This is a genomic window from Streptomyces sp. NPDC085596, from assembly GCF_044541565.1.
GTDB lineage: Bacteria > Actinomycetota > Actinomycetes > Streptomycetales > Streptomycetaceae > Streptomyces.
This window is the reverse complement of the sequence record NZ_JBITTC010000008.1, coordinates 303,308-314,609: the sequence shown is the minus strand read 5'-3', so window position 1 is coordinate 314,609 and position 11,302 is coordinate 303,308. Positions and strand designations below refer to the sequence as shown.

At 69.9% G+C, this 11,302-nt stretch carries 15 protein-coding genes; 5 read left to right on the top strand and 10 right to left on the bottom strand.

What is annotated here, in order from left to right:
- Positions 1-87 precede the first annotated feature (87 nt).
- The gene (locus tag ACIGA3_RS24195; RefSeq protein WP_399719245.1) at positions 88-882 is read right to left on the bottom strand and encodes an SDR family oxidoreductase; all 795 of its coding nucleotides are present in this window, start codon (positions 880-882) and stop codon (positions 88-90) included.
- A gap of 111 nt (positions 883-993) precedes the next feature.
- Here ACIGA3_RS24195 and ACIGA3_RS24190 point away from each other — a divergent pair, with 111 nt between their 5' ends.
- On the top strand, positions 994-1,515 hold the full coding sequence (locus ACIGA3_RS24190; RefSeq protein ID WP_399719242.1) for a winged helix-turn-helix transcriptional regulator: 522 nt from the start codon (positions 994-996) through the stop codon (positions 1,513-1,515).
- A 327-nt stretch (positions 1,516-1,842) separates the two neighbouring features.
- On the opposite strand, the gene ACIGA3_RS24185 is transcribed toward ACIGA3_RS24190, so the two are convergent.
- Positions 1,843-2,622: a VOC family protein gene (locus tag ACIGA3_RS24185; protein ID WP_399719240.1), complete on the bottom strand. Its 780-nt coding sequence runs from the start codon at positions 2,620-2,622 to the stop codon at positions 1,843-1,845.
- Positions 2,623-2,806: 184 nt separating this feature from the next.
- Here ACIGA3_RS24185 and ACIGA3_RS24180 point away from each other — a divergent pair, with 184 nt between their 5' ends.
- Complete coding sequence (locus tag ACIGA3_RS24180) at positions 2,807-3,484, top strand: alpha/beta fold hydrolase (protein ID WP_399719237.1); 678 nt, start codon at positions 2,807-2,809, stop codon at positions 3,482-3,484.
- Between the two features lie 13 nt (positions 3,485-3,497).
- Here the strand turns inward: ACIGA3_RS24180 and ACIGA3_RS24175 are convergent, their stop codons facing one another.
- A complete protein-coding gene (locus ACIGA3_RS24175) occupies positions 3,498-4,838 on the bottom strand; it encodes a hypothetical protein (RefSeq protein ID WP_399719234.1) in 1,341 nt (446 codons plus the stop codon).
- Positions 4,839-5,333: 495 nt separating this feature from the next.
- Between ACIGA3_RS24175 and ACIGA3_RS24170 the strand changes: the two genes are divergently transcribed.
- From ACIGA3_RS24170 to ACIGA3_RS24160, 3 genes are all read left to right on the top strand, one after another.
- Positions 5,334-5,789 carry an NUDIX domain-containing protein gene (locus ACIGA3_RS24170; RefSeq protein WP_399719231.1) on the top strand — a complete coding sequence of 152 codons (456 nt, stop codon included), beginning with the start codon at positions 5,334-5,336 and terminating at the stop codon, positions 5,787-5,789.
- Between the two features lie 317 nt (positions 5,790-6,106).
- A complete protein-coding gene (locus ACIGA3_RS24165) occupies positions 6,107-6,784 on the top strand; it encodes a hypothetical protein (protein WP_399719228.1) in 678 nt (225 codons plus the stop codon).
- Positions 6,785-6,845: 61 nt separating this feature from the next.
- Positions 6,846-7,175 carry a hypothetical protein gene (locus tag ACIGA3_RS24160; protein ID WP_399719225.1) on the top strand — a complete coding sequence of 110 codons (330 nt, stop codon included), beginning with the start codon at positions 6,846-6,848 and terminating at the stop codon, positions 7,173-7,175.
- A gap of 1 nt (position 7,176) precedes the next feature.
- Here ACIGA3_RS24160 and ACIGA3_RS24155 read toward each other — a convergent pair whose 3' ends face one another.
- The 7 genes from ACIGA3_RS24155 to ACIGA3_RS24125 form a co-directional block, all read right to left on the bottom strand.
- Positions 7,177-7,911, bottom strand: a complete 735-nt coding sequence (locus ACIGA3_RS24155) for a hypothetical protein (protein WP_399719223.1) — start codon at positions 7,909-7,911, stop codon at positions 7,177-7,179.
- Positions 7,908-8,516 carry a TetR-like C-terminal domain-containing protein gene (locus ACIGA3_RS24150; RefSeq protein WP_399719221.1) on the bottom strand — a complete coding sequence of 203 codons (609 nt, stop codon included), beginning with the start codon at positions 8,514-8,516 and terminating at the stop codon, positions 7,908-7,910. The genes ACIGA3_RS24155 and ACIGA3_RS24150 overlap by 4 nt, the downstream gene beginning before the upstream one ends.
- A 72-nt stretch (positions 8,517-8,588) precedes the next feature.
- Positions 8,589-9,080 carry a hemerythrin domain-containing protein gene (locus ACIGA3_RS24145; protein ID WP_399719219.1) on the bottom strand — a complete coding sequence of 164 codons (492 nt, stop codon included), beginning with the start codon at positions 9,078-9,080 and terminating at the stop codon, positions 8,589-8,591.
- Positions 9,081-9,162: 82 nt separating this feature from the next.
- Complete coding sequence (locus tag ACIGA3_RS24140; protein WP_399719216.1) at positions 9,163-9,891, bottom strand: TetR/AcrR family transcriptional regulator; 729 nt, start codon at positions 9,889-9,891, stop codon at positions 9,163-9,165.
- Between the two features lie 11 nt (positions 9,892-9,902).
- Complete coding sequence (locus ACIGA3_RS24135; RefSeq protein ID WP_399719213.1) at positions 9,903-10,391, bottom strand: thiol-disulfide oxidoreductase DCC family protein; 489 nt, start codon at positions 10,389-10,391, stop codon at positions 9,903-9,905.
- Positions 10,388-10,795 carry a hypothetical protein gene (locus ACIGA3_RS24130; RefSeq protein ID WP_399719210.1) on the bottom strand — a complete coding sequence of 136 codons (408 nt, stop codon included), beginning with the start codon at positions 10,793-10,795 and terminating at the stop codon, positions 10,388-10,390. The genes ACIGA3_RS24135 and ACIGA3_RS24130 overlap by 4 nt, the downstream gene beginning before the upstream one ends.
- Positions 10,796-10,890: 95 nt before the next feature.
- Entirely contained in the window at positions 10,891-11,301 is a 411-nt protein-coding gene (locus ACIGA3_RS24125; RefSeq protein ID WP_399719208.1) for a VOC family protein, read from the bottom strand.
- Between the last annotated feature and the right edge of the window lies 1 nt (position 11,302).

The following is an 11,302-nucleotide window of genomic DNA, read 5'->3' as shown; positions in this document are numbered from 1 at the left end:
CGGCGCGGCCCCGCCCGGCCCGCCCGGGGGGGCGGCGGGCGGGGGGGGCGTGGGCGCCGCCCGCCCGGGGGGGGGGGGGCCGCCCAATCAGACGGTAGGGACGGTGCCGCCGTCGATGACGTGCTCGGCGCCGACGATGGCGGAGGCGCGGCCGGAGACGAGGAAGGCGACGAGTTCAGCAACTTCCTCGGGGCGGGCGGGGCGACCCAGCGGGATTCCGCCGAGGGAGTCCATGAGCTGCTCCAGTGCCGCTTCGTGGGTGGTGCCGGCGTTCTCCGCGATGCGGGCGACGAGCTGGTCGGCGGCGGTGGTCTGGACGAAACCGGGACTGACGGAGTTGACCCGGATGCCGAGTGGAGCGACCTCGTTGGCGAGGCCCTTGCTGTAGGTGGTCAGTGCGGCCTTGGCGGCGGCGTAGGCGAGGGTGCCGTCCCACAGCGGCATGCGGCGCTGGATCGAGGAGATGTGCACGATGGCGCCACGTCCGGCCTCGGTCATGGCGGGCAGCAGGCCGCGGTCCAGGCGGACGGCGGCGAGGAGGTTGACGTTGAGCTCCCTGGCCCAGTCGTCCTCGGTCAGGACCGCGTACCCGCCCGAGGGGGCGTTGGAGCCGCCCACGTTGTTGACCAGGATGTCGACGCCGCCGAGGCGGCGGAGGGCTTCGTCGACCACGGTGGCAGCCCCCTCGGAAGTGGCCAGGTCCGCGGTGATGATCTCCGAGGCGGCCATGTCGTCCGGGCGGCTGCGCGCGGTGACCAGCACAGTGGCGCCGGCCTGGGACAGGCGCCGCGCGACGGCCGCACCGACGCCTTTCGTGCCGCCGGTGACCAGGGCGCGTCGCCCCTTCAGGGAGTCGCCGGTTTCGCCTAGGGGGGTGGCCATGATGTGTTCCGTTCCCGGGTGCGGGCTGAAGAGGGGGCCGCACCCGTCGTTACTGCTAAAATAGAAGCCAGCAACTTCGACTTTAGCAGTAACTCTGCGGAGGTGGTCAACTTGGCAAGCCGGATCAGGGCGGAAGACTTCGAATGCCCGCTGTCCACGACTGTGCGGCACGTCGGCGAATGGTGGACGCTGCTGATCCTCCACGACGCCTTCGACGGGTACACCCGCTTCGACCAGTTCCAGGAGAACCTCGGCATCTCCACCAGCATGCTCACCGCACGCCTCAAGACGCTGGTCGCGGACGGCCTGTTGGAGCGCCGTCCCTACCAGACCAACCCCGTCCGCAACGAGTACGTCATGACCGACCTGGGGCGCTCCCTGCGCCCCGTGATCATCACGTTGGCGGCGTGGGGCAACTCCCGCCTCACTCCCGAGCAGCGCAGCATGATTCTCATCGACACCACAAGCGGCGAAGAAGTCGACCCCGTGGTCGTCGATGCCAAGACGGGCCGCCCCCTCGACGACAGCCATGCCTACGTGTTCGCCGCCGGCCCCGCCGCCAGCCCCGCCATGCGGGCCCGCTACCCCCGCAGCGGCGAGACCACCGCTGATGAACCCGCCCGCACCGGCTGACGCACACGCCACCGCGCCGCGCCAACTGCAGCCTCTCGCCTCTCGACCTGCCCGTCCCCGGAGGATCGATCCGTCATCCCCGGCGAAGTGGTTGGCTGCCGGGGCCGGGCACGGCTGAGCGGGTCAAGGAGGACGTCGCCCGGCCTTCCCCGCTCGAGCACCGCAACCCGGACCCGCACCGCCTCCCAGCCGGCCGGCGGTACCGCCCGGCACGGGACGCGAGGATCTCGCGGAGGGTGGCCGACTCGGCCGGATCGCAGGTTTCCGTGTGCATGCCGGTCACCATGCGAGATCCGGAAGAGACGCGTAGAGCACTGGAGCGCCGCTTCAGGAACCGGTCGACCTGATCATCGCGAACGGCGCGCCCTGCGGGTCGGTGACCACGGTCATGCGGCCCGCGGCCATGTCGAACGGCGGGACGAGGACGTTGCCGTCGCGGCGGACCAGGGCGTCCACCGTGGAGTCCACGTCGTCGACCGCGAAGTACGTCAGCCAGTGGGCCGGGGTGCCCGGCGGGTCGTTGGCGAGGAGGGTGGCGCCGCCTACCGTCCGGCCGCCCACGTGCAGCTCCCAGTAGGAGTCGTGGCCCGCCGCCGGCATGATCTCGATGCCGAACGCCTCGCCGTAGAAGGCGGTGGCGGCCTCCACGTCGCTGGTGTGCAGCTCGTTCCAGGTCAGGGCGCCGGGCTCGTTGACCACGCCCGCGCCGAAGAAGTCGCCGGGCTGCCAGACGCCGAACACCGCGCCCTGCGGGTCGGCGGCGACCAGCATCCGGCCCAGGCTGCCGACGTCCATCACCGGCGCGAGCAGAGTGCCGCCCGCGGCGACGATCTGGTCCTGCGTGGCCACCGCGTCGGTGGTGGCCAGGTAACTGGTCCACACGGTGGGCGGTTCCGGCGCGCCCTCGGGCGCCATCGTCGGGCCGATACCGGCCACGGCCCTGTCCTGGAGCTCGCAGACCGCGTAGCCGCCGAACTCGGCCGGCCCGGGCGCGCCCTGCCAGCCGAACAGGTCACGGTAGAAGTCCAGCGCGGCCTGCTGGTCCTGCGCCATCAGATCGACCCAGCAGGGTGTGCCGGTCGCGTACGGGGTGGTGACTTCGGGCATCGCTCGCTCTCCCTGGTGGTGTGTCCGGATGGACACCCTTCCGCCCCGGTACGGGCCCACCGGTCCGACACGCCGCGAAGCGTCGCCACCTGTGGGCAACGAGGTGCTTCTCGCCGGCCGAGCGTGCCGAGGAGGGCGATCACCAGCTCTACTCGTCGGGTTCCGCTCGACCTACGATGACGCGGTGAAGTTCGTGATGGTGCCGGGTGGTTGGCAAGGTGGCTGGGTGTTCGACTCGGTCGCCGCCGAGCTGCGCCGAGACGGTCACCACGTCGAGGCGGTGACCCTGTCGGGGCTGGAGCCGGACGGCCCGCTCGATGCGGACCGTCCACCGAACCTCGACGCCCACATTGGCCAGGTGGCGGAGATCATCGACCGTGACGATGGAACGCCCGTCGCGCTCTGCGGGCACAGCTACGGCGGGATGGTGATCGCCGGTGTCGCGGACCGGCTCGGCGAGCGCCTCGATCAGCTCGTCTTCATCGACGCATACGTCCCGGACGACGGCGATTCATGCTGGTCGCTGACCAGCGACACCTTCCGGGAGTCGTTCATCGCCGGCGCCCGCACCGACGGTCGATGGGTCGCGGTCCCCGAAGGACTCGACCCGCGCGCGCGACCGCACCCCCTGGCAAGCTTCGTCCAGTCGATCAGCCTGGGAGGCAACCCCCACCCCGCGCTCGGCCGCACGTTCATCAGCGGCGGCGCGTGGCCGGGCAGCCCGTTCGTGCCCCTGACCGAACGGCTGCGCAACGACCCGGGCTGGCGGGTCCACGAGATCCCCGTCGGCCACAACATCGCCCGCCGCGACCCGCACGGCCTCGCGGCGGTTCTCGGTGCGTTGCCGTCCGGCTCCGTCTGACGCGGAGACCTTCTCAGTGCATGGACGCGGGCAGCGTGGCCCGCGCCTGGTCGTACAGGGATCGGGCGTGGGCGTTGCCGGTGTGCGGCTTGATCAGCTTGACCATGGTGCGCATACGGTCGTCGGCGCGTCCGGACTGGACCATGGGCCACTCGTCGAGCGCGGTCCGCCACGTCCGGCACGCCGCTTCGAGGTGCCCCAGCCGGAGTTGCCGCTCCGCGAGGGTGGCGCGGTGGCGGACGCGGGCGCGCCGGTACACGCCGAAGCGCAGTTGGTCCGACTGCTCCATCGCCTCGACCGACCCCGCCACGTCGCCCAGCTCGTAACGCACCTGCGAGACGTGGTAGTTGAGCGACGAGGGGTCGTACGAGCCGAACGGCTTTCCCCTGCTCTCCGCGCGGTCCATCTCCGCCTCGGCCTCACGGATGTGCCGCAGGGCGATGGCGCGGTCGCCTAGGAGCGCCGCGGAGTGCGCCTGCTGCCCGGCGAGGAACGCCCGCATCCGGGGGCCGGCGGCGGGGGAGGCGGCAGCGGCGGCGTCCGCGAGGGCCATGGCCTTCGACCCGTGGCCGAGATCGACCGCCTGGACGCTCATGCCCCGCAGCGTCGTGCAGTACGTCAGGTGGTCGTCCGCCGCTCCCGCGAGTTCGAGGGCCTTGACGTAGTAGCGCTGAGCGAGGCCGTGCAGACCCTCGTCCACGGCCATGTAGCCCGTCAGGTAACTGAGATCCGACGCGGCGGCCATCATGGCTCTGCGTACCTTCTCGGGGCCGTCCGCGTGCAGATAGCCGGCGACGGTGTTCACGAGGAACGCGGCGGCCATCGGCCGTGCGTGACGGCCGCCGAACTGGTCGTCCAGCTCGGAGATCTTGGCCGTCATGTCGATGACCATGTCGACTTCCGGCATCCCTATGCGCGTCGCCCGCCCGGTCTTGAACGCCTCCAGCCGCCCGAGCACGTCCTGCCATCCGGGGACGGTGAGCGCGACCGAGAAAAGCCCGACCCCCAGGACGCCTCGCCGGGACGGGTCCATGTCCTGCCTACCCAGTTCGATCAGCCCTTCCACCGTGTCACCTCCGGCGGCAGGGCGGTCGTGCTTGGGCGGCGGGAACCCTGCTTCCGCGTAGGTGACGTACCGGTTCAGCTTCCTTCGCAGTGCTTCAAGGATGCAACATCGAGCGGGTTCCCTGGGATTGGTGCCGCTCAACCAGTGGCTGACGGCGGACTCGTCATAGCGGAAGGGAGTACCCGTCTCCGTCCCTATGGCGTTCGTGGCCCGCGCCAACTGGGCGTGCGTCCAGCCGGCCTCACTGATCAGCCGGGCCAACCCGTCGTTCGGTTCCTTGCCGCCCATCGCCACGACTCCCCGCCCACGAACTTTCAAGGCTTTCAAGTCCCGCTCCGGCGACCAAGCTACCGCGCAGCGTGCTCATGCGGTTGCTTAGAGGTGAAGAGACCAGCGGCGACAGCAAAGGGCCAAGTGATGGAAGGCCAGACTCCACCCCGTCGGGAGCAGACGGTGAGGACACGGCGTACGAATGAGCCAGCCGTTCCCGAGGTCGGCGCTCTCGTTCACGACGGGGGACGAGGCGTCGTCGCCGTATTCCGTGGCGTGTGCTGTGGCCAGAAGTGGTGCTTACGGCCGGTGACCGGGGGTCAGTCATGGCAGGCCGACCCCATGGACGTTCAGCCCGTGACTCCAGAACAGCGTCTGAACGCTCTCACCGCATGCGCGAACGCGCGAAGCCGGGGTGAGTATCTGTGATCACGAGCACCGCGACTGACAGACTCGGCGCAATCACTGCGGGCGCGCAATCGGATCGCCCGTGGTCCCACGGAAAGGCGCACGATGAAACGACTGGTAGCCCGGCTTTGGCGTCTTATTCGCGGCCCTCTGCAGTGGCGGGTTCTGTGGTTCGCGCACGCCAAATTCATGGTCGGCGTCACCGGAGTAGTACGCAACGACGCCGGTCAGGTGCTGCTTCTCAAGCACCGCATGTGGCCCCCGGAGAGGCCCTGGGGGCTCCCCACCGGCTACGCCGTCAAGAGTGAAGAGTTCCCGCTCACCGTCGTGCGGGAGGTGAAGGAGGAAACCGGGCTGGAGGTGAAGCCCGGTCGCTTGGTGAGCGTGACGAGCGGATACAAACTCCGGGTCGAGGTGGCTTATGAAGCACTGCACACCGGAGGAACCCTGAAGATCGACAACTTCGAGATTTTGGAGGCACAGTGGTTCAACCCGGACTCACTGCCCGAGGAAATGCAGGACTCTCACCGGCGGCTCATCCTGGGCAACCCGTCGGCCTGACACCGCTGGCGCCGAATGAGACCGTCATCGGAGAGCATGTCGCGGCGGCTCTCGGTGCCTTACGGTCGGATCCGTCGGAATTGACGGCCCAGCACCCGGACCACAGGTTCTTGCCGGCCTCGGAGCGCCTCGCGAAGTGGCAGGCAACGGGTGCGGATACGGCCGCGTTCCACGGGGGGCTCTACGCGGTCCGCTGTCGCTACGCTGAACTGGGCTTGTGGCAACTCCTGCCACTGCAGCGTGTTTTGCTGGGGGCGGAGTCGCGCCGGGAGGGCGCCTTCGGCGGTTTCCACCACTTGCACCAGGGATACCGCCACTTGCAGATGTTCTCGGTGGTGACCATGCACGGTCCGCTGGAGGGTGATACCCCTCGGACACCGGGACTGGCGCTGCTTGACCTGCTTCGGGCGTACGCCCATGACTGCCTGCACTACGGCTCCCGACGGCGGTACATCTCGGTCGGAGGGAAACCGACTCGTACTCAGTACGGGATCAACTTCAGACGCCCCTCCGGGCAGTCCTACTCCGCCGCCGACCCATTGGGCAGCCCACACACCCGGAACCTCGGGATCGTCATGGAGGGCGCCTGTGACCGGGAGGCCCGACGCATCACCCGCGAGACGGCAGTGCGGTTCGGCATCCGTGAGCCGGATGACCCGCTGGGCCAAATCGCGTTCCGGGATGTGACAGGGACGCTGTCGGACGAGGACGTCACGGCCGGGCGTGAAGAGGAGCCGGTCGACGAGGTGGCCGGCTATGTCGAGAGGCTTCGCCGCTACGAAGCGGGAGTGAACCGCCGGTACGCCGTCTTCCTCTCCGAGTTCGCACCGCACGAGGAAGAGGACTTGCACGATCTCCTCCTGAGCGCCGTGATCAGCGGCGACACCAGAGGAATCACCGCGTGGCTCGATGCCCGGCACGGCCCTGGCACCTTCGCCGGCACCTTCCTGACGGGTGCCTACTTCGCTCCCCCGGACGTGGGGCTCAGCGCCTAGGAACTACGACGGCGAAGCCTCGTGCTTCGCCGTACCTGTCGAGCCCACCAGAGAGCGCACCATGAGGCACTGCAACCATCCAGGCCGCCCGCCCCGCGACGAGCTGATCCGGCACCTCAAGGCCACCGGCGAGGACCCCGCCGAGTTATCCCCGCACGAACTGACGTACTTCACCTGCGAGTTGGACGCCAGCCACGACGGCCCCCACGCGGACCACCTCGGCGAGATCGACCGCGAAACCCAGCTCTGGGTCCAGTGGGACGGTGACCACTACAGGTTCGTCCGCCTGGCCCCCTGTGAGGCCCCCGCCGAGGACGGCGACGCGTGCACACTCTTCGCCGGCCACGACCCCGGCCACTCCTGGGAGATGCGCGACCTCCTGCACGGCTGACTCAGTGGACGCGGAACGCCGACTCCACCCAGTTGGAGAACTCGATCGCCAGATGGCGGCGGTGCTCGGAGAGGATGTGGGGGAGTGTCACCCGTGGGAACTCGACGCACAGCCGTGCGCGGAAGCCTCCCGGCATGTCCCGGAACTCGTGGCGGACGCCGCCGATGGGGAGGCCCCCGGCGGTGAGGGCGACGCCCGCGGCCTGGGCGTCGGCATCGGGGTCGGCTGGCGTGGTGAGCGACGAGAGGTCCCCGTAGTCGACCAGGAATCGGGTGGGCAGCGGGCTTCCGCCGGTCGTCTCGATCACCTCCTGCCGCTCGTCGGGCAGGGCCTGGATGAGGAAGTGGTCGGGGTGGGCGGCCGTCATGGAGTGGACGTAGTCCTCGCGGGATGTGTCCATGAACCACCGCACGAACTCCGCCGCGCTCCCGCCGCTCACCTCCAGCTCGCACACGGACGTGGCCCGCCGTCCGCGTGAGAGCAGGCTGGTGGCACGCGCGACGGCGTCCCCGGTACGGAGGTCCCGTCGCAGCCGGTGCTTGATCTCATCGGCTCCCAGCCCGAGCTTGGCCTCGGCGAACGCAGCCCGCTGCCGGGCGAGATCCCCGAACGGCACCGGCAGCCCGATCTTCGCCGCCGCTACCGGCAGCCGCGCCGCCTCCCATGCGAGCACCTCGTCACGGCCCACTCGCCGGCCGCCGATGACCGCGTACACGGCCGGTACCGCATCGCTCACGACTGTTCTCCCTTCCCCTGCCCGTCCTGACGGCTCAGCACGAGCCGGACCGAGCGGTCCACGACCCGGCCATCCAGCGGGAGCCCGGTGACGAGCAGCCGGAAGTACACCAGGGCGGCGAGGTCCTCGATCACCTCGTACGGGTCGCTGTCCGCCGGGAGTTCCCCCCGCTCGACGGCCCGCTCCACGATGGCTGCCGCTCCAGCGAACCGGCCCGCCCAGAACGCCTCTTTGGCCCGCACCACCTCGTCGTCGTCCGCCGCGAGCGACACGACGGCACGGATCACCCGCCGCACCTCGGGGCGTTCCACCAGCCCGACCACCTGGGTGAGGAGCGCGCGCAGATCGCCCTCCAGCGTGCCCGTGTCGGGGATCGGGTTCTCCGCTCCCGCCAGCTCGGCCAGCGCGTCCGCCGCCAGGTGTGCCTTGCTCGGCCAGCGGCGGTAGACCGTCGTCTCGGCGACCTGCGCGGCGGCCGCGATGCGGGCGATGGTGAGCTGCTCGTAGCCCTCGTTCAGGAGCACGTCCGCCGTGGCCCGCAGCACGCTCTCGCGGGTCCGGGCGGTGCGTCCGCCGGGGCGGCGCCGGACGGGCTTCTCGGCCACGGCTTCCCTCCCACTCTTAATGCAAGCTTTCTTGCATTATAGTCAGGCGCCGTGTTCGTCATCCGGCCGGGGTCAGGCGCCGACGATCCGGCGCAGGTTCTCGACCGAGCCGCAGTCGGTCTTGAGGAGGTGCCCGCGCTCCTCCCAGAAGGCCGCGCCCAGCTCCTCCCGCCGGTCCATCGCCACGTTCTCGCGGGCGCTGTTGAGGATGGTGCGTTCCTCTTCGTCGGTGTGGTGGGTGATGGCCTCCACCAGCTCCTCCAGCTTGGCGTCCCACTGCTCGGAGCCGACCTCGTCGACCTCCAGCAGGTTCAGCAGGGCCTGGTTGCCCTCGTCGTGCTCGTGCTCGCCGTGCTCGACCTCTTCGTTGTCGATGTTCGAGTACCGCTTCAGGGCGGGATAGACCTTGGCCTCCTCGGCCAGCGCGTGGGCGATCAGCAAGCCGGAGAACTCCTGAAGCGCCGCGGCCCGGTCGGCCTCGACGCTGCGCATCAGCCGGAAGAGGTCCTCCATGCGCCGGTGGTCCTGAAGGATGAGATCGACGACATCCTGTGTCTCGGCCATGACGGGCACCACTCTTCTCGTGCGAACTGTTCGGGTTCCCACCGTGTACCCCCGCCCTCCGCAGGGATGACTCGCCGCGAGATCAGCTTCTGCTTCGCGGCGCCGGCAGCGCCTTCGTCATGCCCGGCAGGAAGTCGTTGAAGAGTTCGTGGACCTCCAGGACCAGCGGCCGCAGGACCCGGAAGCGGGACAGGGCCACGCCGCGTGCGGTCAGGCGGGCGCCGCGCCGGGCCAGGCGGTAGCTGCGCTCGCGGTTCTCCGTACGGTCGAAGACCCAGTAGAGGACCAGGCCCATCTGGGAGAGCCACATCAGCTCGGGCAGGGCGTCCCGGAGTTCGGGGGAGACTTTCGACTTCGAGCCCGCCAGCACCTCCCGGTGCACGCTGATCGCCTGCTCGCGGGCGTGCTCGCTCTCCGCGGAGAAGGGGCTCAGCGGGCTGTCCGGGTCGGCCGCGTTCTTGAAGAACTGCACGGCGAACTCGTGGTACGGCTCCGCGATGTCCAGCCACGCGGTGAGCACGCCCGCGAGCCGTGACTCCAGGTCCGTCTCCGTCTCCAGCACCGACCGGGCCGCCACCTGGTGCTCGGCGGCGATCCGGTCGTAGAAGCCCTGGATCAGGTGCTCCTTGCCCGCGAAGTAGTAGTAGGCGTTGCCGACCGAGACGCCGGCCTCCTTGGCGATGGCCCGCATCGTGGTCTTGTCGTAGCCGTTCTCCTGGAACAGCCGCATCGCGGTCTCGAGGATCAGCGCACGGGTCTGCTCCGACTTGCTCTGGGGTTCGGCCTCGGGGCCGTCGTTCTTCGCGGGCACGATAGGAGAGCCTAGTCAGTGGGGCAGGAGCCGTCGGCGCAGGACGGCGGGTCGTACACCCAGCCCTGCTCGGGCAGGTACCGCCAGCCGTCCGTACGACGGTACGTGCCCTGCCCGCCCCACTGCGCGCCCCGGTACCTCGCCGCCGCCAGCACCGCGCCCCGCGCCAGGATCGCGCCGGTCGGTGAGCTGAGCCGGTGGGCCAGCGGGCGGTGCTCGCGCAGCGCCCACAGCACCACGACCCAGGCCGCCGCACCCCGGTACACCTGCCCGGAGTCCCCGATCACGGTGACCTCCTCCAGCGTGCCGGCCGGGTCGATACCGGGGAACCGCGTCCGGGCCTCGGCCGACCCGGCGGCCACCAGCTCCAGCGGCACCAGCTGCGCCTGCCGTACGAGCCAGTCGCGCAGGTGGGTGCAGAGGCCGCACTCGGCGTCGTAGAGGACCGTCAGCCCCCGGACCGGGGTGCTCGTGACACCCCGGTCCACTGCGCCGCTCACGCCCCGGCCGTCGGCGGGACCCAGCCCTGCGGGGCGACGGGCGGCTGCGTCTCCCGCTCCATCAGGCCGCGCCGGCGGATCTTGTTGAGCACGAAGACATTGCCGAGGTGCATCGCGCCGAGCACCAGCAGCACCACACCGAGCTTGGCCGACAGGGCCTCGAAGATGCCCCGGGTGTCCTCGATGGTGCTGTCGTCGCTCAGATAGAGCGCCACGAAGCCCAGGTTGACGAGGTAGAAGCCGACCACCAGGAGGTGGTTGACGGCGTCGGCGAGCTTCTCGTTGCCGTGCAGTACGTCGGCCAGGAAGATCCGGCCGTTGCGGCTGAGAGTGCGGGCCACCCAGATGGTCAGCCCGATGCTGACGGCCAGATAGATCACGTAGGCGATGACGGTGCGGTCCATGCCCCACCCCTTCTTGAACGCGTTCAAAACGCTGACAGGCATGACTGTAGCCCTGTTTTTGAACGTGTTCAACCAAGTCGGGTGAGGTCTGGATCTCAAGCCCTGCGGGCGAGTTCGGGGCGCTTGGTGTAGTCGGTGAACCCGAAGACGTTGCCCCACGGGTCCGCGAACTCGACGGTCCGTCCGGTCGCCGTCGACATCGCCTCGTCCAGCGGCCCGATGCCCGCCTCGGCCAGCCGTCGCGCCGCCGCCCGCGCGTCCGGCACCTCCAGCCACAGGCGCGGCGCGGGCCAGGAGGGCGGCCGATGCCCGAGCCCCTCCTCGAACCGCAACAGGATGCCGGGGGTCTCCCCGCCGACCCTCAGGAGCGCGATCCCACCCTCGTCGAACCGGAACCCCACGGTGAATCCCGCCCGTTCGTAGAACGCGACGGCCTCCCCGACATCCCCTACGGGCAGTACAACGTTGTCGAACCCCAGCAACTCATGCGCTTCGTCGTCTGACATC